The organism is Candidatus Accumulibacter vicinus, from assembly GCF_000584955.1.
In the GTDB taxonomy this organism is placed as follows: domain Bacteria; phylum Pseudomonadota; class Gammaproteobacteria; order Burkholderiales; family Rhodocyclaceae; genus Accumulibacter; species Accumulibacter vicinus.
The window spans coordinates 2,868-3,223 of record NZ_JDSS02000033.1; the positions used below are offsets into that span (position 1 = coordinate 2,868).

Below are 356 nucleotides of genomic sequence, written 5' to 3' on the forward strand. Positions count from 1 at the left end.
AGTACATCGCCCGCTATCATTATCTGGGCTACACGCGCATGGCCGGTAGTCAGATGCGCTATTTCGTCTACGAAGGCGAGCGCTTGCTGGCCTTGCTGAGCTTCGGCGCCAGCGCCTGGAAACTCGCGCCACGCGATCACTTCATCGGCTGGGACGAGGCGCAGCGGCTGAGAAACCTGCAGCTCGTCGTCAACAACGCCCGCTTCCTGATCTTGCCGTGGATACAGTCCAAGGGCTTGGCATCGAAGATCCTGTCAGTCATCCAGCGGCAACTCCCCAACGATTGGCTCCACCGATACGGCTACCGCCCGGTGCTCGTCGAAACCTTCGTGGAAACACCCCGCCATCGCGGCACC

1 protein-coding gene is annotated in these 356 nt (G+C 61.2%); it reads left to right on the forward strand.

The window, feature by feature from the left end; translation table 11 throughout:
• Positions 1-5: 5 nt before the first annotated feature.
• A partial coding sequence (locus tag CAPSK01_RS15465) for a Druantia anti-phage system protein DruA (protein WP_273703806.1) occupies positions 6-356 on the forward strand: 351 nt, incomplete at its 3' end.